This window comes from Prosthecomicrobium pneumaticum, from assembly GCF_014199915.1.
Classification (GTDB): domain Bacteria; phylum Pseudomonadota; class Alphaproteobacteria; order Rhizobiales; family Kaistiaceae; genus Prosthecomicrobium; species Prosthecomicrobium pneumaticum.
The window spans coordinates 77,374-99,857 of sequence record NZ_JACHOO010000008.1 but is presented as its reverse complement, the minus strand read 5'-3'; the positions used below and the strand labels follow the sequence as shown (position 1 = coordinate 99,857).

At 70.5% G+C, this 22,484-nt stretch carries 20 protein-coding genes; 18 read left to right on the top strand and 2 right to left on the bottom strand.

Annotation, left to right across the window (positions count from 1 at the left end; all coding sequences use genetic code 11):
• Positions 1-56: 56 nt before the first annotated feature.
• From GGQ63_RS22115 to GGQ63_RS17405, 10 genes are all read left to right on the top strand, one after another.
• Positions 57-545, top strand: a complete 489-nt coding sequence (locus GGQ63_RS22115; protein WP_246429851.1) for a formate dehydrogenase subunit gamma — start codon at positions 57-59, stop codon at positions 543-545.
• Positions 542-2,161 carry a formate dehydrogenase beta subunit gene (locus GGQ63_RS17445; protein WP_246429850.1) on the top strand — a complete coding sequence of 540 codons (1,620 nt, stop codon included), beginning with the start codon at positions 542-544 and terminating at the stop codon, positions 2,159-2,161. The genes GGQ63_RS22115 and GGQ63_RS17445 overlap by 4 nt, the downstream gene beginning before the upstream one ends.
• Positions 2,158-5,001, top strand: coding sequence for a formate dehydrogenase subunit alpha (gene fdhF, locus GGQ63_RS17440; protein ID WP_183857887.1), 2,844 nt, complete (start codon positions 2,158-2,160; stop codon positions 4,999-5,001). The genes GGQ63_RS17445 and fdhF overlap by 4 nt, the downstream gene beginning before the upstream one ends.
• Positions 4,998-5,840, top strand: a complete 843-nt coding sequence (gene fdhD, locus GGQ63_RS17435) for a formate dehydrogenase accessory sulfurtransferase FdhD (RefSeq protein ID WP_183857886.1) — start codon at positions 4,998-5,000, stop codon at positions 5,838-5,840. The genes fdhF and fdhD overlap by 4 nt, the downstream gene beginning before the upstream one ends.
• Complete coding sequence (locus GGQ63_RS17430) at positions 5,837-7,630, top strand: formate dehydrogenase subunit delta (RefSeq protein ID WP_183857885.1); 1,794 nt, start codon at positions 5,837-5,839, stop codon at positions 7,628-7,630. The genes fdhD and GGQ63_RS17430 overlap by 4 nt, the downstream gene beginning before the upstream one ends.
• An 85-nt stretch (positions 7,631-7,715) precedes the next feature.
• Complete coding sequence (locus GGQ63_RS17425) at positions 7,716-8,936, top strand: lytic murein transglycosylase (protein ID WP_183857884.1); 1,221 nt, start codon at positions 7,716-7,718, stop codon at positions 8,934-8,936.
• Complete coding sequence (locus tag GGQ63_RS17420; RefSeq protein WP_183857883.1) at positions 8,933-9,934, top strand: zinc-dependent alcohol dehydrogenase; 1,002 nt, start codon at positions 8,933-8,935, stop codon at positions 9,932-9,934. Before GGQ63_RS17425 ends, GGQ63_RS17420 begins: the two co-directional genes overlap by 4 nt.
• A gap of 26 nt (positions 9,935-9,960) precedes the next feature.
• Positions 9,961-10,356: a 6-pyruvoyl trahydropterin synthase family protein gene (locus GGQ63_RS17415; protein WP_183857882.1), complete on the top strand. Its 396-nt coding sequence runs from the start codon at positions 9,961-9,963 to the stop codon at positions 10,354-10,356.
• Positions 10,353-11,396 (top strand): glycosyltransferase, encoded by a 1,044-nt coding sequence (locus GGQ63_RS17410; RefSeq protein WP_183857881.1) that lies wholly within the window; start codon positions 10,353-10,355, stop codon positions 11,394-11,396. Before GGQ63_RS17415 ends, GGQ63_RS17410 begins: the two co-directional genes overlap by 4 nt.
• Positions 11,393-12,169 (top strand): class I SAM-dependent methyltransferase, encoded by a 777-nt coding sequence (locus tag GGQ63_RS17405; RefSeq protein ID WP_183857880.1) that lies wholly within the window; start codon positions 11,393-11,395, stop codon positions 12,167-12,169. Before GGQ63_RS17410 ends, GGQ63_RS17405 begins: the two co-directional genes overlap by 4 nt.
• An 18-nt stretch (positions 12,170-12,187) precedes the next feature.
• Here GGQ63_RS17405 and GGQ63_RS17400 read toward each other — a convergent pair whose 3' ends face one another.
• On the bottom strand, positions 12,188-12,952 hold the full coding sequence (locus tag GGQ63_RS17400; protein ID WP_183857879.1) for a RibD family protein: 765 nt from the start codon (positions 12,950-12,952) through the stop codon (positions 12,188-12,190).
• 282 nt (positions 12,953-13,234) lie between these two features.
• Here GGQ63_RS17400 and GGQ63_RS17395 point away from each other — a divergent pair, with 282 nt between their 5' ends.
• From GGQ63_RS17395 to GGQ63_RS17385, 3 genes are all read left to right on the top strand, one after another.
• Positions 13,235-14,554, top strand: coding sequence for an ABC transporter substrate-binding protein (locus tag GGQ63_RS17395; protein WP_183857878.1), 1,320 nt, complete (start codon positions 13,235-13,237; stop codon positions 14,552-14,554).
• Between the two features lie 111 nt (positions 14,555-14,665).
• Positions 14,666-15,565: a carbohydrate ABC transporter permease gene (locus GGQ63_RS17390; protein WP_343061197.1), complete on the top strand. Its 900-nt coding sequence runs from the start codon at positions 14,666-14,668 to the stop codon at positions 15,563-15,565.
• Positions 15,562-16,455: a carbohydrate ABC transporter permease gene (locus GGQ63_RS17385; RefSeq protein ID WP_183857877.1), complete on the top strand. Its 894-nt coding sequence runs from the start codon at positions 15,562-15,564 to the stop codon at positions 16,453-16,455. Before GGQ63_RS17390 ends, GGQ63_RS17385 begins: the two co-directional genes overlap by 4 nt.
• 78 nt (positions 16,456-16,533) lie before the next feature.
• Here the strand turns inward: GGQ63_RS17385 and GGQ63_RS17380 are convergent, their stop codons facing one another.
• A complete protein-coding gene (locus GGQ63_RS17380; RefSeq protein WP_183857876.1) occupies positions 16,534-17,220 on the bottom strand; it encodes a PadR family transcriptional regulator in 687 nt (228 codons plus the stop codon).
• 154 nt (positions 17,221-17,374) lie between these two features.
• On the opposite strand from GGQ63_RS17380, the gene GGQ63_RS17375 reads away from it, so the two are divergent.
• The 5 genes from GGQ63_RS17375 (at position 17,375) to GGQ63_RS17355 (ending at position 22,093) form a co-directional block, all read left to right on the top strand.
• Positions 17,375-18,577 (top strand): acyl-CoA dehydrogenase, encoded by a 1,203-nt coding sequence (locus GGQ63_RS17375; protein WP_210308561.1) that lies wholly within the window; start codon positions 17,375-17,377, stop codon positions 18,575-18,577.
• A gap of 56 nt (positions 18,578-18,633) precedes the next feature.
• Positions 18,634-18,825, top strand: a complete 192-nt coding sequence (locus GGQ63_RS17370) for a hypothetical protein (protein WP_183857874.1) — start codon at positions 18,634-18,636, stop codon at positions 18,823-18,825.
• A gap of 22 nt (positions 18,826-18,847) precedes the next feature.
• The gene (locus GGQ63_RS17365; protein ID WP_183857873.1) at positions 18,848-19,171 is read left to right on the top strand and encodes a hypothetical protein; all 324 of its coding nucleotides are present in this window, start codon (positions 18,848-18,850) and stop codon (positions 19,169-19,171) included.
• 21 nt (positions 19,172-19,192) lie between these two features.
• Positions 19,193-20,404 carry a CaiB/BaiF CoA transferase family protein gene (locus tag GGQ63_RS17360; RefSeq protein WP_183857872.1) on the top strand — a complete coding sequence of 404 codons (1,212 nt, stop codon included), beginning with the start codon at positions 19,193-19,195 and terminating at the stop codon, positions 20,402-20,404.
• Positions 20,405-20,515: 111 nt separating this feature from the next.
• Positions 20,516-22,093, top strand: coding sequence for an AMP-binding protein (locus GGQ63_RS17355; RefSeq protein WP_246429849.1), 1,578 nt, complete (start codon positions 20,516-20,518; stop codon positions 22,091-22,093).
• Positions 22,094-22,484: the final 391 nt, after the last annotated feature.

Here is a 22,484-nt window from a genome sequence, read left to right as displayed (position 1 = left end):
TGATCGGCGCGTGGCGAGGCGGCATTGTCGATTCGAAAGACCGGGGAGTGACACTGTTGAGCGAAGGGACAAGGGCCGACGCGACGTCCTTCGACGAAGCGGCCCTCGGCCGTATCCTGGCGCGCCATCCGGCGCGGCAGGCCGCGTTGCTGCCGATCCTGCACGACGTCGTCGCCACCTTTCGCTACGTCCCCGCGGAGGCGGTGCCGCTGATCGCGACCCATATCAACTGCACCCGCGCCGAGGTGCACGGCGTCGTCACCTTCTACGAGGATTTCCGCGAGCGCCCGCCGGGACGGCACGTGCTGCGGCTCTGCCGCGCCGAGGCCTGCCAGGCGATGGGCGGCGATGCGCTCGCCCTCCAGGCCGAGCGCCTCGCCGGCTGTCCGCTCGGCGAAACCCGCGCCGACGGCAAGCTGTCGCTCGAGGCCGTGTTCTGCCTCGGCCTCTGCGCCGTCGCCCCGTCCGCCATGCTCGACGGCAAGCTCTACGGGCGGCTCGACCCGGCGACGCTGAAGCTGATGATCGGCGAGGTGCTGACATGAGCGATTTCGCCGCCTCGCTGCTCGCCGATCTGCGGCGCAAGGCGCGCAGCGCCGAAGCCGACGTGGCGCGCGTCTTCGTCCCCTGCGATGCGGCGGCGGTCGCCGTCGGCGCGGACGAGGTGGCCGAGGCGATCGCCACCGAGGCGATGACCCGCGGCATCGCCCTCGACATCATCCGCACCGGGTCGCGCGGCGCGCTCTTCCTCGAGCCGATGGTCGAGGTCGAGACCGCGCGCGGCCGGGTGGCCTATGGTCCGGTCGGCGTCGCCGATGTCGCGGGCCTTTTCGACGCCGGCTTCCTGACCGGGGGCGACGATCCGCTGCGGCTCGGCCCGCCCGAGAAGATCCCCTTCATCGCGCGCCAGAAGCGGATCACCTTCGCCCGCTGCGGCATCGTCGATCCGCGCTCCTCGACCGACTATACGCTGACCGGCGGCTGGCAGGGCTTCGACCGGGCGCTCGCGATGGGGCCGGCGGAGACGATCGAGACGATCACCCGCTCGGGCCTGCGCGGCCGCGGCGGTGCCGGCTTCCCCGCCGGCATCAAGTGGAAGACGGTCGCCGACACGGCGGCGCCGCAAAAATACATCGTCTGCAATGCCGACGAGGGCGATTCGGGCACCTTCGCCGACCGCATGCTGATGGAAGGCGACCCCTTCGCCCTCATCGAGGGCATGCTGATCGCCGGCTATGCGGTCGGCGCGACGCGCGGCTATCTCTACATCCGCTCCGAATATCCGCACGCCATCGCGACGATGACCGCGGCGCTGCAATCCGCCCGCAATGTCGGCCGGCTCGGCCGCAGCGTCGGCGGGGCCGGCTTCTCCTTCGACATCGAGCTGCGCGTCGGTGCCGGCGCCTATGTCTGCGGCGAGGAGACGGCCCTTCTCGAATCGATCGAGGGCCGGCGCGGCCAGGTGCGCGCCAAGCCGCCCCTGCCGGCGCACAAGGGCCTGTTCGGTGCGCCGACCGTCATCAACAATGTGCTGACGCTCGCCGCCGTGCCGTGGATCCTGAAGAATGGCGACGGCCCCTATGCGGCGCTCGGCACCAGCCGCTCGCGCGGCACCATGCCGGTCCAGCTCGGCGGCAACATCAATCGCGGCGGCGTCTTCGAGGCGCCCTTCGGCATGACGCTCGGCGAACTGGTGCTCGAGATCGGCGGCGGCACGGCCTCCGGCCGGCGCATCCGGGCCGTGCAGGTCGGCGGACCGCTCGGCGCCTATTTCCCGCCCGCCCTCTTCGACACGCCGTTCGACTACGAGGCCTTCGCGGCACGCGACGGGCTGATCGGCCATGGCGGCATCGTCGTCTTCGACGATACGGTCGACATGGCGCACCAGGCCCGCTTCGCCTTCGCCTTCTGCGCCCATGAAAGCTGCGGCAAGTGCACGCCCTGCCGCATCGGCTCGGTGCGCGGCGTCGAGACGATCGATCGGCTGCTCGCCGGCGACCGACCCGCCGACCGGCTCGCGCTGATCCAGGACCTGTGCGAAACGATGAAATTCGGCTCGCTCTGTGCACTCGGCGGGTTCACGCCCTATCCTGTGTTGAGCGCGATCAAGCATTTCCCGGAAGACTTCCTCGCGGAAACGCAGAAGGTTCGGATGAGATGAACGCCTTCGTGGAAACCGATTTCGGGACGCCGGCCGTCGACAGCGGCCGTGAAGTCTCGCTGACGATCGACGGCCGCCGCGTCGCGGTGCCGGCGGGCACGTCGGTGATGCGCGCCGCGGCGATGGTGGAGGCGCAGATCCCGAAACTCTGCGCCACCGACAGTCTCGAGCCCTTCGGCTCGTGTCGGCTCTGCCTGGTCGAGATCGAGGGGCGGGCGGGCACCCCCGCCTCCTGCACGACCCCCGTCGCCGACGGCATGGTGGTGCGCACCCAGACCGACCGGCTCGCGAAGCTGCGGCGCGGCGTGATGGAGCTCTACATCTCCGATCACCCGCTCGACTGCCTGACCTGCTCGGCGAACGGCGATTGCGAATTGCAGGATCAGGCCGGCGCGGTCGGCCTGCGATCCGTCCGCTACGGCTATGAGGGCGCCAACCACAAGGGTGCCACGGTCGATACCTCCAACCCCTATTTCGATTTCGACCCGTCGAAATGCATCGCCTGCTCGCGCTGCGTGCGGGCCTGCGAGGAGGTGCAGGGCACCTTCGCGCTGACGATCGCCGGCCGCGGCTTCGACAGCCGCGTCTCGCCGGGCCAGGAGGAGAGCTTCCTCGGCTCGGAATGCGTCTCCTGCGGCGCCTGCGTCCAGGCCTGCCCGACCGCGACGCTGAACGAGAAGCGCGTCGTGTCGATCGGCACGCCGGAACGCTCGGTGATCACCACCTGCGCCTATTGCGGCGTCGGCTGCACCTTCAAAGCCGAGATGCGCGGCGAGGAGGTCGTGCGCATGGTGCCGTGGAAGGCCGGCAAGGCCAATCACGGCCATTCCTGCGTCAAGGGCCGCTTCGCCTTCGGCTATGCCGGGCACCGCGACCGGATCACCCGGCCGATGATCCGCGAGACGATCGACCAGCCCTGGCGCGAGGTGAGCTGGGACGAGGCGATCGGCCGCGTCGTCTCGGAATTCCGCCGCATCCAGGCGGCACACGGCAAGGGCGCGGTCGGCGGCATCACGTCGTCGCGCTGCACCAATGAGGAGACCTTCCTCGTCCAGAAGCTGGTCCGTGCCGGCTTCGGCAGCAACAATGTCGACACCTGCGCGCGGGTCTGCCATTCGCCGACCGGCTACGGCCTCAAGACCACCTTCGGCACATCGGCCGGCACGCAGGATTTCGATTCGGTCGATCATGCCGACGTGATCCTCGTCATCGGCGCCAATCCGACCGACGGCCATCCGGTCTTCGCCGCGCGGCTGAAGCGCCGGCTGCGGCAGGGCGCCAAGCTGATCGTCATCGATCCGCGCCGCATCGACCTCGTCCGCATGCCGCATGTCGAGGCGGCGCATCATCTGGCGCTGAAGCCCGGCACCAATGTCGCCGTGCTCGATGCGATCGCCCATGTGATCGTCAAGGAGAACCTCGTCGACGTCGGCTTCGTTCGCGAGCGCTGCGATTTCGATTCCTTCGACGACTGGGCGGGCTTCGTCGCCGACGAGAAGAACAGCCCGGAGGCCGTCGCGGCGCTGTCCGGCGTGCCGGCCGCGACCATCCGCGCCGCCGCCCGGCTCTATGCCGGGGCGAAGAACGCGGCGATCTATTACGGCCTCGGCGTCACCGAGCATTCGCAGGGCTCGACCGCCGTGATGGCGATCGCCAATCTCGCTATGGTGACCGGCAATCTCGGCCGTCCCGGCACGGGCGTTAACCCGCTCCGCGGCCAGAACAACGTGCAGGGCGCCTGCGACATGGGCTCCTTCCCGCACGAGCTCTCCGGCTATCGCCACGTCTCGGACGAGGCCGCCCGCTCGGTCTTCGAGACGCTGTGGCGCACCAAGCTCGACCCCGAGCCGGGCCTGCGCATCCCCAATATGCTCGATGCGGCCGTCGCCGGCTCCTTCCTCGGCATCTACATCCAGGGCGAGGACATCCTGCAGTCCGACCCCAACACCCGGCATGTCGCGGCGGCCCTGAAGGCGATGGAATGCGTCGTCGTGCAGGACCTGTTCCTCAACGAGACGGCGAAATACGCCCACGTCTTCCTGCCGGGCTCCACCTTCCTCGAGAAGGACGGCACGTTCACCAATGCCGAGCGGCGCATTCAGCGCGTCCGCAAGGCGATGGCGCCGAAGGGCGGGCTCGCCGACTGGGAGGTCACCGTCGCCCTCGCCAGGGGCTTCGGTCTCGACTGGCGCTATCGCCACCCCTCGGAGATCATGGACGAGATCGCCAGGCTGACGCCCTCCTTTGCGGGCGTCTCCTATGAGGCGCTCGACCGGCTCGGCTCGATCCAGTGGCCGTGCAACGCCGCGGCGCCGGAAGGCACCCCGGTCATGCATTCGGAAGGCTTCGTGCGCGGCAAGGGCCTCTTCGTCGTCACCGAATACGTCCCCACAGAGGAGAAGGTCGGCCCGCGCTTCCCGCTGCTCCTCACCACCGGCCGCTCGCTGACGCAGTATAACGTCGGCGCGCAGACCCGGCGGACCGACAACACCGCCTGGCACGAGGAGGATGTCCTCGAGATCCACCCGCACGATGCCGAGGACCGCGGGATCCGGGACGGCGAGTGGGTGAAGCTCGAGAGCCGCACCGGCGCGACGGCGCTCCGCGCGCTCCTGACCGACCGCGTTTCGCCCGGCGTCGTCTATACGACCTTCCATCATCCCGACACCCAGGCGAACGTCGTCACGACCGACTATTCGGACTGGGCGACCAATTGCCCGGAATACAAGGTCACCGCGGTCCAGGTGTCGCCGACCAATGGCCGGACGCTCTGGCAGATGGAATACGACCGGGTCAGCCGCGAGACGCGGCGCGTCGCGGAGGTCGAGGCGGCGGAATGAGCGTTGCGGCGGTGCCTTCCGCGGCGGCGCCCCCGGCGCCGCGGCCGCCCGTCGTGGAACGGGCGGTCCTGCGCGTCCGCGCCGGCGTCGCGGCGGAGGCCCGGCGCGTCGTGCCGGAAGAGACCCCCGTCGCGCTCGTCTTCGACGGGACGACCGAAGCGGTGATGATGGCGACGCCCGCCGATCTCGACGATTTCGCGCGCGGTTTCGCCTTCACCGAGGGTCTCGCGGCGCCCGGCGCGATCCGTGGATGTGATGTCATCGAGACGCCGCGCGGAATCGAAGCGCGGCTCTGGCTCGTGCCCGGCCGCGGTGCCGCGCTCGCCGCCCGCCGTCGCCGGCTCGCCGGGGCGACCGGCTGCGGCTTGTGCGGCATAGAAAGCCTCGAGGAGGCGGTGCGCCCGCCCGCGGCCGTTCCCGCCGGCCGCCGCTTCACCTTCGCCGAGATCGCCGCGGCCCGCGCCGCGCTCGAGGCGGGGCAGGCGCTCAACCGCGCCACCCGCGCGCTGCACGCGGCGGGGTTCTGGACGCCCGAGGCCGGGCTCGTGCTGCTGCGCGAGGATGTCGGCCGGCACAACGCGCTCGACAAGCTCGCCGGCGCACTGCTCGCGCGCGACCTCCATGCGGCAGACGGCGTCGTCCTCCTCACCAGCCGGGTGTCGGTCGAGATGGTGCAGAAGGCCGCGGCGATCGGCGCCGCCGTGCTCGTCGCCGTCTCGGTGCCGACCGCACTCGCCCTCGATACGGCCGAGGCGGCCGGGATGACGCTCGTCGCCGTCGCGCGCGACGACGGCTTCGAGGTGTTCACCCGGCCCGACCGCATTCTGGGAGCAGGATGATGGACGGCGAAAAGCTCGTCCGGATGGCGAACCAGATCGCCGTGTTCTTCTCCGCGCAGGCGCGGGTGAAGGGCTCTGAGGAGATCGCCGTCGCGGGCATAGCCGACCATATCGAGAAGTTCTGGGATCCGCGCATGCGCTCGATGCTCGCCGCGCACATGGCGCTCGGCGGCCCGACGCCGCTCGATCCGCTCGCCCGCCGCGCGGTCGAACGCCTGCTCGCCCGCGCGGTCGAGCGGGTGCGCTCCGGCGATCGCCGGGCCGGCGATGCGCTGCCGCCGGCAAAGGCCCCCGCGCCGATCGCCCGGACCGCGACGCCCCTCGCGACCCAGTCCGCCGCGCCGGTCTCGATGGCGCAGGCCCGGCCCTCCGAGGCTGCCGTGCCCGAGCCATCTGCCGCCCGGCCGGCCGCCGGTTCGTCCGCAGCGGCGCCGCCGCGCACGCTGATCATCGAGGCCCGCCCGCTGCCGCCCGCCGAGCCCGAGGGCGTGGCCGGCGTTCCGGCCGAGGCGGCGCGCGGAGCCGGCGCGCCGCCGGCCGCCGCCCCGGAGCCGGCGGCCGTTCCGGGACCCGTGGCGGCCGCGCCGCCCGGGTCGCGCGCCGCGCCGCCCGCGGAAGCGAGCGCTGTCGTGCCGACCGCCGCGCCGGAGCCGGACGAGCGCGATGCCACCCGGTCCGAGCCCGCGCCGACCGCTGCCGCTGCGTCTTCCGTCGCTCCGCCCCTCGCCCCGCCGACCGGGCCGGTCGCGACCGAGGCGACGGCGGAGGGCGTCGAGCCGCTCGCCGCGCTCGCGCAAACCGGCCTCGTGATCGAGGCGACGGCCGTGCTCGTCTCGGTCGGTGATCTGCCGAAGCCGGCCGCGCCGCCGGCGGAGGCTGCCGGCGAGACGCCGTTGCCGGTCGTGCAGGAGACCTCGGACCCCGCCCCCCCGTCGTCCGCGGACGGTCCGTCCGCCGGGGGCGAGGCGCGTCTCGCTCTCGATCTGCCGGAGGCCGAAAGCGCCTCATCCGAGGAGACGACGATCGTCGACGAGGCGGCCCGCGCCAGGCTGGAGGAAGAGGCCGCGGCGGCGATCGCCGCCGCGCTCGACGTGCTGCTCGTCGAGGCTTCCGCGGGCGAGCCGGCGGGTGGTCCGGATGGTCCGTTTCTCGCGGAGGATGCGTCGCCGGCCATCGAAGAAGATGTGCCCGCCGCCCCGCATTCCGTCGCCGGCGCAGACCTCCCCCCGCCCGCCGAAGATCTCGCTCCGCCGATCGAAGACAGGGCGCCGGCCGTCGACGACGATCTGCCGCCGATCGTCTTCGACCTCGATTTCCTGGTGGCGAAGGATGTGCCGCTCGCCCTCGCGCTGCACGAGGCCGAGGTGCGCGAGGTCGCCGCTGCGGCGGTCGAGACCGCCATCGCGCCGCCGGCGGTCGATGATGCGTCCGCAGCCATGCCGCCGCCGCCCGCTCCCCTGTCGCCGCCCCAGCCGTCGGGGGCCGCCGAAGCTGGCCTCGATCCCGCCGCTCAGGCGGTGCTCGAAGCGCTGCAGTCGCTCGGCGACGGCCCCGCCGCGCTGCCGGCGCCGCCGCGGCCGGACTTCGTGCGGCGCGACGTCAAGGTCGACGTCAGCCAGTGGGACCTGTCCCTGCCATCCGATTTTGCTACCGGCGCCGCGGAACCGGCGAAGGGACCGCCCGTTCCCGTCGGGGCCGAGGGTCCCGAGGGTGCTAGGACCGGCGGGAAGGGCGGCGAGGACAAGCCGCGCGGCCTGCGCGGTCTCATCCGTTGGAAGTCGAAATCCTGAGCGCCGGCCGGGGCGCCGCTCCGGCCATCGAAATGCCGCAGCGGCGCCGGAACCTCCCCGGCCCGCAACCGCATTCGAGGAGAGCATGATCAGGACGCTCGTCTGGACCGGTCTCGCCGCCGTCATATCCGCGCAGCTTCTGACCTCCGGTGCCGCCGCCGCCAGCCGCGGCTGCGACGATCCGGGCGGCTTCCCGGCCTGGCTCGCCGATTTCGAGACCGAGGCCCGCGGCGCCGGCATTTCCGAGGCGACGCTCGACCGGGCCCTGCCGCAGCTGCGCTACGACCGCGGCATCGTCCAGCGCGACCGGCGTCAGGGCGTGTTCAACCAGAGCTTCCTCGAATTCTCCGACCGCATGGTCGCCGCCTACCGGCTGAAGACGGGCGGCCAGCTCATCGAGAAGCACGCCGCGCTCTTCGCCCGCATCGAGGCGGAGTATGGCGTGCCGGGGCCGGTGATCGTCGGCTTCTGGGGCCTCGAGACCGATTTCGGCCAGAACATGGGCGATCTGCCGGTTCTGCCCTCGCTCGCCACGCTCGCCTATGACTGCCGCCGTCCGGAGATGTTCCGCGGCGAGTTGATCGATGCGCTGAAGATCGTCGACCGCGGCGACCTCACCGTCGACCGGATGATCGGCTCCTGGGCCGGCGAACTCGGCCAGATGCAGTTCCTGCCGCGCCATTATGTCGATTTCGGCGTCGATTATGACGGCGACGGCCATGTCGATCTGTTGCGCAGCGTGCCCGACGTGCTCGCCTCGACCGCCAATTACATCCGCAGCCTCGGCTGGCGCGGCCACGAGCCCTGGATGCTCGAGGTGCACGTGCCGGCCGAGATGCCCTGGGAGGAGGCGGACATCTCGATCCGCCACCCGATCGATTATTGGGACCGCCTCGGCGTGCGCGGCGCCCGCGACGAGCCGATCCACGGCGCGGCGGAGGCCTCGCTCCTGCTGCCTATGGGGCGGAACGGCCCGGCCTTCCTCGTCTATCCGAATTTCGACATCTACACCGAGTGGAACAAGTCGCTCGTCTATGCGACGACGGCGAGCTATTTCGCCACCCGCCTCGCCGGCGCGCCGAAGGTCGGCCGCGGCCGCGGCACGGTGCCGCCCTCGCTCTCCGCCAAAGACACGGTGGAGCTGCAGAAACGTCTCGCCGCGCGCGGCTACGAGGTCGGCGACATCGACGGCAAGGTCGGGCTGCAGACCCGCTCGGCGATCCGCAAGGCGCAGCTCGAATTCGGCCTGCCGGCCGACAGCTGGCCGACCGCCGACCTGCTCGCCCGGCTGCGCGCCGGCGGATGAGCGAGCCCGCCGGGCCTTCCGCGACCGAACCGCCGGCCGCTCGCGCGCTCTGGCTCGCCGCGCCCGGCCGGGTCGAGCTGCGCACGGCCCCGCTGCCGCCGGTAGGGGAGGGCGATGTCGTCGTCCGCACGCTGTGGACCGGCATCAGCCGCGGCACGGAGGCGCTCGTCTTCCGCGGCGGCGTGCCGGAGAGCGAGCACGAGCGGATGCGCGCCCCTTTTCAGGAGGGCCGTTTCCCCGCGCCGGTCAAATACGGCTACTGCGCCGTCGGCCGGGTCGAGGCGGGACCGCCGTCGCTCGTCGGCCGCACCGTCTTCGCGCTCCATCCGCATCAGGACCGTTTCGTCGTTCCCGCCGCCGCGGCCGTGCCGCTGCCGGACGCGCTGCTGCCCGGCCGCGCCGTGCTCGCCGCCAATATGGAGACCGCGCTCAACATCGTCTGGGATGCCGGCATCGGCCCGGGCGACCGCGTCGCCATTGTCGGCGGCGGCGTGGTCGGCCTGCTCGTCGCCCGGCTCGCCGGCCGCATGCCCGCAGCAGACGTCACCCTCGTCGACATCGATCCCGCCCGCGCGCTGCCCGCGGCGGCGCTCGGCTGCCGCTTCGCCCTGCCGGACGAGGCGCCGCGCGAGTGCGATGTCGTCGTCCATGCGAGTGGGCGCGGCGAGGGGCTCGTCACCGCGCTCGGCCTCGCCGGCTTCGAGGCGACCATCGTCGAGGCGAGCTGGTATGGCGACCGGTCCGTCGAGCTGCCGCTCGGCGGCGCGTTCCATGCCCGCAGGCTGCGGCTCGTCTCCTCGCAGGTGGGCCAGGTCGCGCCCGCGCGCCGCGCCCGCTTCGATTACCGCCGGCGGCTCGAGACGGCGCTCGCGCTCCTCGCCGACCCGGCGCTCGACGTCCTCATCTCCGGCGAGACGCCCTTCGCGGCGCTCGACCGGCACTATGCGGCGATCCTCGCCGATCCGGCGACGTTGATGCACCGTATCCGCTACGACTGACCGCCGCTTCGCCTCGGGAGGGTTTGATGTTCGCCGTCGAAGTCCGCGATCACGTGATGATCGCCCACAGCCTGCCCTCGCCGGTGTTCGGCCCCGCGCAGGGCCTGCACGGGGCGACCTATGTCGTCGACGCCGCCTTCTTCGCGCCCGATCTCGACGAGAACGGCCTCGTCGTCGATATCGGCCTTGCGACCGAGGCGCTCGGCCGCGTGCTCGCGCCGCTCCGCTACCGGAACCTCGACGAGGATCCCCGCTTCGCCGGCCGGATCACGACGACGGAGTTCCTCGCGCGCGCGATCGCCGACGCCCTCATCGCCGAGCTGCGGGCGGGCACGCTCGGCTCCGCCGCGGCGGTCGCCCGGCTGCGGGTTACGCTGCACGAGAGCCATGTCGCGCGCGCCTGGTACGAGGCCGTGCCGTGAGGCGGGTCGCCTTCGCGATCCCGGGCGATCTCGAGGCGCGCACCGGTGGCTATGGCTATGACCGGCGGCTGATCGCCGAACTGCCCCGCTTCGGCTGGGCCGTCGACCACCTGCCGCTCGCCGCCGGCTTTCCGCGCCCCGATCCGGAGGAGCGGGCCGCTGCCGCTGCCGTCTTCTCGGCGCTGCCCGACGGGGCTCTGCTCCTCGTCGACGGTCTCGCCCTCGGCGTACTCGATACCGAGGCTGAGCGGCAGGCGGCGCGTGTCCGGCTCGTCGCCCTCTGCCACCATCCGCTCGCGCTCGAAACCGGCCTCGCGCCCGGCGAGGCGGCGCGTTTCGCGGCGAGCGAGCGGCGCGCGCTCGCCGCCTGCCGTGCGGTGATCGCGACGAGCGCGGCGACCGCCGCGACGCTGCGCACGGAGTACGGCGTCCCGCCGGACCGCATCGCCGTCGCCCCGCCCGGCACGGAGCGGATCGGCCGAGCCTCCGGCGCCGGCGATCCGCCCGTGCTCCTCGCGCTCGGCACCGTCACCCGGCGGAAAGGCCACGACCTCCTCGTCGCCGCGCTCGAGCGTATCCGCGATCTCGCCTGGACCTGCCGCATCGTCGGCGACGATCGCCTCGATCCCGACTGGACCGTGGCGATCCGCGGCGCGATCGCCGCCGCCGGGCTCGGCGGCCGCATCGTCATCGCCGGCCGGAGCGACGATCCTTCGGCCGAGCTACTCGGGGCCGATCTCTTCGTCCTGCCGTCGCGCTATGAAGGCTACGGCATGGCCTTCGCCGAGGCGCTCGCCTGCGGCCTTCCCGTCGTCGCCTGCCGGGCCGGCGCGGTGCCGGATGTCGTGCCGGAAGAGGCCGGCGCGCTGGTGCCCGTCGACGATGTCGTGGCACTTGCCGACGCCCTGAGGCGCCTCGTCGGCGATCGCGCGGCGCGCCGGCGCGCCGCCGATGCCGCTTTCGCCGCCGGCGCCGCCCTGCCGTCCTGGCAGGACACGGCCCGCCTCGTTGCCCTCCGCCTCGACGCGGTGGCGGCATGAGCGGCTTCTCCGCCGAATGGCTGGCGCTGCGTGAACCCGCCGATGCGCGCGCCCGCGATCCCGGCCTGCTCCGGGCCGCGGCAGCCTTCGCCGGGGCCGGCCCCGTCGTCGATCTCGGCTGCGGCACCGGCTCGATGATGCGGGCGCTGCGGCCGCATCTCGCCGCCCATGCCCGCTTCCGCCTCGTCGACGACGCCTCCGATCTGCTCGCGGCGGTCGCCGTGGCGGACCCGTCCGTCGATCTCGTCCGGGCCGATCTCTCCGTCGATCTCGGCGCGGTCGCCGGCGCCCGGCTCGTCACCGCCTCCGCGCTTCTCGATCTCGTCTCGGCCGGCTGGCTCGACCGGCTCGTCGCCGCGGTGACGGCGGAGCGCGCCGGCTTCTACGCGCCGCTCAATTACGACGGCCGGGCGATCTGGTCGCCGCCCCTGTCCGGGGACGCGCCTGTGCTCGCCGGCTTCAACCGCCACCAGCGCGGCGACAAGGGTTTCGGGCCGGCGCTCGGCGCGAGCGCCGCAGCCGAAGCGGCCGCGCGCTTCGCCCGCGCCGGCTATAGGGTGGAGACCGCGCAGAGCCCCTGGCGGTTCGAACCGGCGCGGATCGAGGATGCGCAGATCGTCCGGGCGGTCGCCTATGGCATGCAGGATGCGGCCCGGGCGATTGACGCCGGTTCGGCCGCAGCGTTCGATGCCTGGCTCGCAGCCCGCATGGAGGCCGCGGGCGACACCACGCTCGTGGTCGGCCACACCGACCTGCTCGCCCTGCCGGCCTGAGCAGGGCACCGCCGGGCGTCAGCCCGCCGCGGCCCGCGGCGGCGGGCTGCGGAAATCGCAATCGAAAAGGGTGTCGGTGCCGAGATCGTAGCGGTCGACCCGCGGCCGTGGGCAGTCGCGCAGCCGATCGACCGGGACCAGCGAAAGCCCCGGCGGGCCGGCGCCGATGATCAGCGGCGCGACGGCGATGTGCAGCCGGTCGAGCATCGCGGCACGGTGGAAGTGGCCGAGCGTCGCCGCGCCGCCCTCGACGAGCAGGCGCGGCAGCCCGCGCTCCCGCAGGGCTGCGACGATCGCCGCCGGCGCTATGCCCTCCGCGCCGTGCGGCAGGCGGATCACCTCGACGCCGGATGGACGTGCGGTGTCGGTCGCCTGGATCACCAGCCGTCGCGCGCCGTCCTCGGCGAACAGTCGACGGTCGTTCGGCACCCGGCCGCGCGGGTCGATCAGCACCCGCGCCGGCGCCGGCCCGGCGCAGAAGCGGACGGTGAGCCGCGGATCGTCGAGCATCGCGGTCGATGCCCCGACGAGCACCGCGTCGACGAGCGCGCGCAGCCGATGCAGATGGATGAGCCCGTCGCGGCCCGAGACGTCGGTCGCATCGCCCGCCGAGGTTGCCACCCGCCCGTCGAGCGACTGGCCGACCTGGCCGATCACCAGATCACCGGCGGCGAGCAGCGGGCCGTAGGGGCCGTCGGCCGGACGCGCCGGGATGCCGGACGATCCCGCCGCGCGGTCCACGAGTTCGGCCCAGCGTTCGGCCTTGATGTCGATTCGCTCCATGCCCTCTCCCGGCACCGCCCGCCGCAGCGACCAAACCTCGCTCAAGAATTGGCGCGTCGGAGGGTTCCGGCAAGCGCTGCCGTGATCCGATGAAGCGCCGTTTCATAGCGACATCTTAGACGAAAGTAGAACGTGGTCGCACGCGCGGCGCGGGCATCGGTGCTGGCCAAGCCGGATGCGCTTCCCTAACATCGCATGAAAGATCGGTTGCGCGGCGGGAGGAACGCTCCGCGCGGCCGGTCGGAGGGTCTGCACAACAACCATTCCTTGGGAGGAAGACCGATGGATTTCACACGTCGCGATCTCATGCGCACGACGGCTGGCCTCGCCGCCGGCGCCGCCTTGGGCGGCAAGCTTCTCGGCCCGACCGGCGCCCGCGCCCAGTCCGATCTTTCTTTCAAGCCGGAAGAGGGAGCGTCGCTGCGCGTGCTCCGCTGGTCGCCCTTCGTCAAGGGCGACGAGGAGCAATGGCTCGCGCTGACGAAGAAGTTCAGCGAGCAGACGGGCGTCCAGGTCCGCGTCGACAAGGAGAGCTGGGAGGACATCCGTCCGAAGGCCGCGGTGGCGGCCAATGTCGGCTCCGGTCCGGACATCATGCTCGTCTGGTTCGACGACCCCCATCAGTACCCGGACAAGCTGCTCGACGTGACCGATCTCGCCGATTACCTCGGTGGCAAGTATGGCGGCTGGTATGACGGCATGGCCGACTATGCGCGCCGGGACGGCAAGTTCATCGGCTTGCCGCTCGCCACGATCGGCAATGCGATCGTCTATCGCGAGAGCTGGGTGAAGGAGGCCGGCTGGTCGGAGTTCCCGACCGATACGGCGAGCTTCCTCGAACTCTTGAAGGCGCTGCAGAAGAACGGCCATCCCGGCGGCTTCACCCATGGCCACGGCGTCGGCGACGGCAACAACTACGCTCACTGGCTGTTGTGGAGCCATGGCGGCCAGATGGTCGATGCCGGCGGCAAGGTCGTGCTCGACAGTGCCGAGACGATGAAGTCGATCGAATATGCGATGGAGCTCTACAAGACCTTCATCCCCGGCACCGAGAGCTGGCTCGACGTCAACAACAACCGCGCCTTCCTCGCCGGTGAGCTGTCCGTCATCGCCAACGGCATCTCGGCCTATTACACGCCGAAGAACGATCCGGCCCAGGCCGAGCTCGCGGCCGACATCCGCACCTGCCCGCTGCCGATCGGCCCGGTCGGCCAGTCGGTCGAGCTCTATCAGGTGACGAGCGCGGTGATCTTCGCCCATACGCCCTATCCGAATGCGGCGAAGGAATATCTGCGCTTCATGTATGAAGAGCCGCAGATGCAGAGCTGGATCACCGCCTCGAGCGCCTATTGCTGCCAGCCGCTCAAGGCCTATGAGAACAATCCGATCTGGTCGTCGGACCGCAATTACGCGCCCTATGCCAAGGCCTCGGCGACGCTGCGGCCGAACGGCTATGCCGGCCCGCTCGGCTATGCCTCGGCCGGCGTGATGGCGGACTATGTGCTCGTCGACATGTATGCCGAGGCGGTCACCGGCCGCTCCTCGCCGAAGGAGGCGATCGAGCGGGCCGTGAAACGCGCCAACCGCTACTATTCGATCTGACCCGATCGCCGTCCCGGCGGGCGGCCCTCGAGCCGCCCGCCTTTTCTCCTTCCTGGAGGTCGATGGGTGACCACCGATACGCTCGGCGGCGTCGCGAGGCGGCGGCCGTGGATTTCGCCGCATGCGCTCCGGCGCAATCTCGTCGCCTGGATCTTCATGCTGCCCGCGGCGGCGCTGCTCGTCGTCTTCCTCACCTATCCGCTCGGGCTCGGCGTCTGGCTCGGCTTCACCGATGCCCGCATCGGCCGGCCGGGCATGTATGTCGGCCTCGAGAATTTCGAGATGCTGTGGGACGACAGCGTGTTCTGGCTGTCGGTCTTCAACACCGTCCTCTACACGACCGTCGCCTCGCTGCTGAAGTTCGCGCTCGGCTTCTGGCTGGCGCTGCTCTTGAACGAGCACCTGCCGTTCAAGGCGTTCTTCCGCGCCATCGTGCTCTTGCCCTGGGTGGTGCCGACGGTGCTGTCGGCGATCGCCTTCTGGTGGATCTACGACGCGCAGTTCTCGATCATCTCCTGGGTCCTGATCAAATGGGGCTGGATCGACGCGCCGATCAATTTCCTCGGCGACGTGGCGAACGCCCGCGCTTCGGTGATCGCCGCCAATGTCTGGCGCGGCATTCCCTTCGTCGCGATCACCCTGCTCGCCGGCCTGCAGACCATCTCGCCCTCGCTCTATGAGGCGGCGGCGCTCGACGGGGCGACCGCGATGCAGCGGCTGCGCTATGTCACCCTGCCGCTGCTCACCCCGATCATCGCCATCGTGATGACCTTCTCGGTGCTGTTCACCTTCACCGATTTCCAGCTCATCTACGTGCTCACGCGTGGCGGACCGGTCAACGCCACCCATCTGATGGCGACGCTCTCCTTCCAGCGCGGCATTTCCGGCGGCCAGCTCGGCGAGGGCGCGGCGATCGCGGTGGCGATGATCCCCTTCCTGCTCGCCGCCATCCTGTTCAGTTATTTCGGCCTGCAGCGGCGGCGCTGGCAGCAGGGAGGCACCGACCGATGAGCTCCGCCGACACGACCGCCCGCGCGGCCGGCGATTCCGGCGGCATGCGCTATCTCGACAGCCTGCCGCGCCGCGTCGTCACCGTCTATGTGCCGCTCGTCCTCTTCGTCTTCGTGCTGCTGTTCCCGTTCTACTGGATGGCGATCACGGCGGTGAAGCCGAACAACGAGATGACGAACTTCAACCAGTTCAATCCGTTCTGGGTGGTCGCGCCGACGCTCGACCACATCCGCTACCTGCTTCTCGAGACGAGCTATCCGGGCTGGCTGTGGAACACGACGCTGATCGCCGCGGCGGCCACCTTCCTGTCGCTGATCGCCTCGGTGTTCGCGGCCTATGCGATCGAGCGGATGCGTTTCTCCGGCTCGCGGCAGATCGGCCTCGGCATCTTCCTCGCTTATCTCGTGCCGCCGTCGATCCTCTTCATCCCGCTCGCGCTGATGGTGTTCAGCCTCGGCCTCTACGACACAAAGTTCGCGCTGATCCTCACCTATCCGACCTTCCTGGTGCCGTTCTGCACCTGGCTCCTGATGGGCTATTTCCGCTCGATTCCCTTCGAGCTCGAGGAATGCGCGCTGATCGACGGCGCGAGCCGCTGGCAGATCCTGACCCGGATCATCCTGCCGCTCGCCGTGCCGGGCCTGATCTCGGCCGGCATCTTCGCCTTCACCCTGTCGTGGAACGAGTTCATCTACGCGCTCACCTTCATCCAGTCGTCCGAGAACAAGACGGTGCCGGTCGGCGTCTTGACCGAACTCGTCCGCTCCGACGTCTATGAATGGGGGGCGCTGATGGCCGGCGCGCTGGTCGGCTCGCTGCCGGTCGTCATCCTCTATTCCTTCTTCGTCGAATATTACGTCTCGTCGATGACCGGCGCGGTGAAGGAATAGCGCCACCTCCGCTTCGGAAGCGGGAAGGCGGAACGGCCGGGCGAACCCGGCCGTCTCGCGTTGTCGGGGGAGGGGGCGTCAGAGGTCGACGGCCGCGTCCGGCGCCGGCCGGCCGATCTCCTCGGCGGCACGGGCGAGGATGTCGGCGACCCGCCGCTGCTCGGCCTCCGAGCCGCCCATGCGGGCGGCGATCGCCGCCTTGAGCGCCCGGCGTGCCGCGTTCAGTTCCGGCACGACGCCCGGAATGTCGCGGTCCGGCCGCTCGCCGCGGCCGTCCTGGCCCTCGCCGCCGAACCAGGCACGCGCCTGCGCGATCCGTGCGCCGATCCGCTTCAGATGGTCGAGCAGCGCGTCGACCTCCGCCCGGTTGGCCGCGAGATGCGACCGGCCGGCCTCGGTGATCGCATAGACCTTCTTGTTGCCCTCGGTCGTGGCGTCGGCGAGCCCCGCCTCGTCGAGGAAGGTGAGGGTCGGATAGACGACGCCCGGGCTCGGCGCATAGGCGCCGCTCGTCAGCTCCTCGATCGCCTTGATCACGTCGTAGCCGTGGCGCGGCTGCGTCTCGATCAGCGACAGCACGATCAGGCGCAGGTCGCCGTCGCCGACCATACGGCCGACCCGGAAGGGGTCGCCGCCGCCGCGTCCACCCATCGGGCCGCGGCCGAACGGGCCGAAGCCGCCCGGCCCGCCGCGCCGGCCCATGAACTGGAAGAAGCGCTCGCCGCGGCTGCGGCAGCCGTGCTCGTGAGAATGAAAATGGCCCATATCGGCCTCCTTTGCGTTACGATATATCTTAAGTAACTCACGTTCGGCGCGCTTGCAAGATATATCGTAAGTTATTTCTCATGTGACGTCCGAATGCGGGATTGAAGCGGCCGGCCGTTTCGCGCAGTGTCGCGGCAAATTTCCGAGGATGCCGATGTCAGCACGCCCCACCGACCGCCCCGCCGCCTTCGATTGGGCCGACCCGTTCCGGATCGAGGAGGAGCTTTCGGAAGAGGAGCGGATGATCCGCGACGCGGCGCGCGCCTATGCGCAGGAGAGCCTGCAGCCGCGCGTGCTTTCCGCCTTCCGCGAAGAGCGCTTCGACCGCGAGATCATGAGCGAGATGGGCGCGCTCGGCCTGCTCGGGCCGACGCTCCCCGAGGAGTATGGCGGCGCCGGCGCCTCCTATGTCGCCTACGGCCTCGTCGCGCGCGAGGTCGAGCGGGTCGATTCGGGCTATCGCTCGGCGATGAGCGTGCAGTCCTCGCTCGTCATGCATCCGATCTGGGCCTATGGCGACGAGGCGCAGCGCCGCCGCTGGCTGCCGAAGCTCGCGACCGGAGAACTCGTCGGCTGCTTCGGCCTCACCGAGCCGGACCACGGTTCCGATCCCGGCTCGATGATCACCCGTGCCGAGAAGGTCTCCGACGGCTACCGGCTCAACGGCGCCAAGACGTGGATCACCAATTCGCCGATCGCCGATGTTTTCGTCGTCTGGGCGAAGTCGGCGGCGCATGACGGCGCGATCCGCGGCTTCGTGCTCGAAAAGGGCATGAAAGGTCTCTCGGCCCCGAAGATCGAGGGCAAGGTCAGCCTGCGCGCCTCGATCACCGGCGAGATCGTCATGGACGGCGTCGTCGTGCCCGAGGAGAACCTGCTGCCGAACGTCTCCGGCCTGAAGGGGCCCTTCGGCTGCCTCAACCGGGCGCGCTACGGCATCGCCTGGGGCGCGATGGGGGCGGCGGAGGACTGCTGGCATCGGGCGCGCACCTATACGCTCGACCGCATCCAGTTCGGCCGGCCGCTCGCCGCCAACCAGCTGATCCAGAAGAAGCTCGCCGACATGCAGACCGAGATCGCGCTCGGTCTGCTCGCCGCGCTCCGCCTCGGCCGGCTGTTCGACGCCGGGCAGATGGCGCCCGAGATGATCTCGCTCGCCAAGCGCAACAATTGCGGCAAGGCGCTCGACATCGCCCGCGCGGCGCGCGACATGCACGGCGGCAACGGCGTCTCCGACGAGTTCCACGTCATCCGCCATATGGTGAACCTCGAGGCGGTGAACACATATGAAGGCACGCACGACGTCCACGCGCTGATCCTCGGCCGGGCGCAGACCGGCCTGCAGGCCTTCTCGTAATGCGTGTGCCGGCGTGCGAACTGTGAGATGATCCCGAAGCGCGGGAGACGGAGCCGATGCAGACGTCCGAACTTCGCAAGCTGATCGACCAGGCGGACGATATGCTCGTCCGTGCAAAGGTCCTCTATGGCGAAGCCGAACGTCTCGACGGCCCCGAGAAGGAGCGCGCCGAGAAGGAAGCTTCGGCCTGGGTGCAGAAGGCGAAGGAGATCGCGCTGATCGTCAGCTCGCTCGCCAAGGCGAGCTGAGGCAGGTGGTCGGGAGGGGCGCGTGGCCGGGGAGATCGACGAGGTCGCCGAACTGGTGGCGAAGGCGAGGGGGCAACTGGACGCGGTGGACAAGCGGGACCGCTCGCAGATCGCGAAGCGGGTGGTGTTTCTCTATATGCTTCTCACCGCCCTGTGCTTCGTGTTCGTCATCGTCTTCTTCTGGTTCTTTCCGGCCTGTCGCGGCGATGCCGGCGCCAACGCGGCGGCCTGCATCGCCTGGAAGGAACCGGCCGAGTATCTCCTCAAGGTGCTCACCACCGCCGTGCTGCCGATTGTCACGCTCGTTCTCGGCTATTATTTCGGCACGGCCAAATCGGCCGCTTGAGCGGTCCATCGTAAGTCGCTGATGATCAAGACGACCAGTCCCCTCTCCGGCCTTCGCGTCGTCGAACTCGCCCGCATTCTCGCCGGCCCCTGGGCGGGGCAGGCGCTCGCCGATCTCGGCGCCGATGTCGTCAAGGTCGAGAGCCTCGCCGGCGACGATACCCGCGGCTGGGGTCCGCCCTTCGTGGAGCGGGCGGACGGCGCGCAGGAAGCCGCCTATTTCCACGCCTGCAACCGCGGCAAGCGGTCGATCGCCGTCGATTTCACCAAGCCCGAGGGGCAGGCGGTGGTCCGCCGTCTCGCCGCCGGGGCGGATGTGGTGATCGAGAATTTCAAGGTCGGCGGCCTCGTCAAATACGGCCTCGACGCCGCAGCGCTCCGCGCCCTCAATCCGCGCCTCGTCGTCTGCTCGATCACCGGCTTCGGCCAGGACGGGCCTTACGCCGCCCGCGCCGGCTATGATTTCATGATCCAGGGCCTCGGCGGCCTGATGGACCTGACCGGCGCGCCGGATGGCGAGCCGCAGAAGGTCGGCGTCGCCTTCGCCGACATCTTCACCGGCCTCTACGCCGTGATCGCCATCCAGGCGGCGCTCGCCGCGCGCGCGCGGACCGGGGAGGGTGCCCATCTCGACATGGCGCTGTTCGACAGTCTCGTCGGTGTGCTCGCCAATCAGGCGCTCAACTATCTCGCCTCCGGCGTTTCGCCGCGCCGGCTCGGCAATGCCCATCCCAATATCGTGCCCTATCAGGTCTTCGCGGTTGCCGACGGCCATGTGATCGTGGCGGTCGGCAATGACGGGCAGTTCGCGCGGTTCTGCCGGGTGATCGGCGTGCCGGACCTCGCGGCCGAGGAGCGCTTCCGCACCAATCCGGCACGCGTCGCGCATCGCGAGGCGCTCGTGCCGCTGCTCGCCGCGCGGATCGCCGGCTTCTCGCGCGCCGCGCTGCTCGCCGCGCTCGAGGCCGAGGGCGTGCCCGCCGGGCCGATCAACACGGTCGCCGATGTCTTCGCCGACCCGCAACTCCTTCATCGCGGCATGCGCCTGTCGCTCGCCGATGCAGACGGCATGGCGATCCCGGGCGTGCGCACCCCGATCCTGATCGACGGAGCGGCCGCCGCCGCCGGGCGGCCGTCGCCCCGGCTCGGCGAACACACCGATGCCGTGCTCGCCGAACTCGGCTATGACGCGGCGGCGGTCGCCGGCCTGCGCGACGCGGGCGCGATCGGCTGAGGGTTTGGCAAGAGGTTTGGCAAGCGGCCTTTCCCTCGCCTATCCTCTCCTCAACGCGAACAGCAGCACGGCCACGGACGCGCGTCCGCCGCCGCGAAGGGGAAGATGCCGATGGAGATGGCTTTCGGGACGCCGAGCCCGGCCACCGCCGAAATACCGCTCGATCCGCCGGTCTGGAATCGCACGCTGTTCGAGATGCTCCTCGACGCCCGCCGCCGCTTCGGCGGCAAGCGGCCGGTGATCGAGGACATCCAGCGCAAGCCGCTCACCTATGATCGGGTGACGATCGGCGCCATGGTGCTCGGCCGCGTCTTCGCGGCCCGCACCGCCCCCGGCGAGCATGTCGGCGTGATGCTGCCGAACGTCGCGGCGGTCGCGCCGGTGTTCTTCGGCCTGCAGGCCTATGCCCGCGTGCCGGCCATGCTCAACTTTACTGCCGGCCCGCGCAATCTCGTCGCGGCGATCGCCAACGGCCATATCCGGCTCGTCATCACCGCCCGCCGCTTCATCGCCGAGGCGAAGCTCGAGGATCTGGTCGCCGAGATCGAGAAGGCGGCGACCGTGCTCTATCTCGAGGATGTCGCGAAGGCCGTCGGCACCGCCGGCAAGCTGCGCGGCGTCGCCGATGCCTGGCGGGCGCGGGCGATCCATCGCCGCTTCGGCGCCGGGCCGGACGATACGGCGCTGATCCTCTTCACCTCGGGTTCGGAGGGCGCTCCGAAGGGCGTCGCCCTCAGCCACGCCAATCTGCTCTCCAACATCCACCAGTTCGTCCGGCTTCTGTCCCTGAAGCCGGAGGATTCGATGTTCAATCCGCTGCCGGTGTTCCATTCCTTCGGCATGACGGTCGGCCTCGTCGCTCCCTTCATGATCGGCATGCGGGTCTTCTTCTATCCCTCGCCGCTGCACTACAAGCAGATCCCGCCGCTCATTGAGGAGAGCGGCGCGACGATCCTGATCGGCACCGACACCTTCGCCAATGGCTGGGGTCGCATGGCGGAGCCGCGCCATTTCAAGAAGCTCGAACTCGTCGTGCTCGGCGCGGAGAAGATCAAGCCGGCGACGCGCGAGATGTGGCGCGAGCGCTTCGGCATCGAGCTGCTGGAAGGCTACGGCGTCACCGAGACGGCGCCCGTGCTCGCCGCCAATACGCCGCAGCACAACCGGATCGGCACGGTCGGGCGGCTCCTGCCGGGCATGTCCTACCGGCTCGAAGAGGTCGCCGGCCTCGCCGATGCCGGCCGGCTGTGGGTGCGCGGCCCGAACGTCATGCTCGGCTATCTGCACGGCGACGGCCGCGCCGAGCCGCTGCCCGGCGGGTGGCACGATACCGGCGACATCGTCTCGGTCGACGAGGACGGCTACATCACGATCCGCGGCCGGGCGAAGCGCTTCGCCAAGCTCGGCGGCGAGATGATCTCGCTCGCCGCCGTCGAGGCGATCGTCGCGCAGACCTGGCCCGACAATGCCCATGCCGTCGTCGCCGTGCCGGACGATCGCAAGGGCGAGCAGCTCGTGCTCGTCACCGATCTCGTCGCCGCCGAGCGCGAGGCGCTGCTCGCCGCGGCGCGGCAGAAGGGTGTGCCCGAACTGATGGTGCCGCGCCGCATCGTCACGGTCGCCGCGCTGCCGATGCTCGCCACCGGCAAGACCGACTACCCGGCGATCGAGGCGATCGCCCGCGCCTGAAACAGGCGGCTGTTGCGGATCGGCCACGGCGGCTTGGTCGATGGTCAGCCGGCTGACAAGACACTGGTCAACCTTGGGGCCGCGTGCGAAACCTTGTTTGCCCTAGGCATAAATGACAGGTGTCAAAATGAACATTGCTGAAAATTACACGGCGAAGCGTGAATATGCTCGGCCGGCGCTGGTGCGTCGTGACAAGCTGAGTGCCGTGACCGCGGACATCGCCGACTCGAGCTATTCGGGTTGACGTCCCCGCCGCGCGGAGGCGCGGTGGGAAGTGCATGGCTTCGCGCGTTGCGCGGGGCCGATCATAACGGGAAGACGATATGACCCGGATCGATATCATTCGAAGAGATTATGTCCGGCCCGCTCTCGCCAAGCGCGAACGGCTCAG